This is a genomic window from Pseudoalteromonas sp. P80D2 (genome assembly GCF_036680945.1).
Lineage (GTDB): Bacteria > Pseudomonadota > Gammaproteobacteria > Enterobacterales > Alteromonadaceae > Pseudoalteromonas > Pseudoalteromonas shioyasakiensis.
In genome coordinates, this window is the sequence record NZ_JAZDAR010000002.1 from 1 (window position 1) to 1,325 (window position 1,325).

General features: G+C 38.6%; 1 protein-coding gene. It reads left to right on the forward strand.

All coding sequences use genetic code 11. From position 1 onward, the window contains the following. Window positions 1-76: 76 nt before the first annotated feature. The gene (locus VRK28_RS00010) at window positions 77-1,093 is read left to right on the forward strand and encodes an IS110 family transposase (protein ID WP_138534068.1); all 1,017 of its coding nucleotides are present in this window, start codon (window positions 77-79) and stop codon (window positions 1,091-1,093) included. Window positions 1,094-1,325 lie beyond the last annotated feature (232 nt).

Genomic DNA, 1,325 nt, shown 5'->3' on the forward strand with positions numbered 1-1,325 from the left:
CTAACTCATTAATTAGATGGTACGCCCCACCCATTAGCTAAACTCATAGTGTTGGCTATTACAGGAGGAAACCATCATGTCAGTTGCAAAAGTCATAGGTATTGATTTAGGTAAATCAACCTTTCACCTAATTGGTCACGATTATTCTGGTCGTGAAATATTTCGACATAAATACTCCAGAGCAAAGTTAGTCGATTTTCTATCTGTCCAAGAATCAACAGTTATTGCAATGGAAGCTTGCTGCGGTGCTCACTGGCTAGCAAGGAAATGCAAACAATTTGGACATGAGGTTAAGCTAATACCAGCTCAATATGTAAAACCTTATGTTAAGACCCATAAGAATGATTACATTGATGCAGATGCGATAGCAGAAGCTGCAACAAGGCCAAACATGAGGTTTGTTTCAGTCAAAACAGAAGAAGCTCAATTAGGGACCGTTATTAGACGTGTTCGTTCTGGCTATATTAAAGAAAGAACCGCCTGTATGAACCGAATTGGCTCGATACTACTGGAATTTGGACTTAGCTTTCCGAGAGGCCATCATCAAATGAAAAACTTGTTCCAATGGATAGCTGATCAAAATGAAGTGCTGCCACCGCTATTGATTGCAGAGCTAACAACTCAATATGAATATTACAATCAACTAAATGTGTGGATTAAAGCTCAAGAAGATAAGTTATTAGCGTTAAATAAAGAAAACGATATAGCTAAGTTATTACAAACAATTCCAGGTGTTGGACCTATGACTGCATCATGCTGTATATCAGCAGTTGGTAGTCCACAGGATTTTGATAATGGACGTAATTTTGCTGCTTGGCTAGGGTTAGTTCCATTTCAATACTCAACGGGCGGTAAACCTAGAATGTTAGGTATTTCCAAGCGGGGGAATAAGGAACTGAGAGAGTTATTTATTCACGCTGCTCGTGCCGTTATGTGGCGGGATAAAACAGCGGAAAAGTTCTTTGGAACATGGTTGATAGATTTAAAATGTCGAAAGCCATTTAATGTCGCACTTGTTGCTTTAGCAAATAAAATAGCAAGAATAGCTTGGTCTGTAATGACCAAGAAGAAGCCCTTTGAAATTAGAGTTTAAGTCAGTTTGCATATGATAATTAATGATGACAAAACGGTTAGACCACCAGATTGAAGACCTTGTGGACATTTCAGTAAGATAAAGTACTTTCTCATTTTTGAGGACAATCTGGCGCAGATCTCATCGTAGAGCTGGGACTAATGAAAGTCTCTAATAGACTCTGAATACATTAGCGCAAACCATCTCCGTTATTTTTAGTTATTAACTTGCAAAACGGGGCGTACCATACATT

Excerpts from the sequence above, each read along its gene's own strand:
- VRK28_RS00010 (WP_138534068.1), top strand. The coding sequence starts at position 77 with ATGTCAGTTGCAAAAGTCATAGGTATTGATTTAGGTAAATCAACCTTT.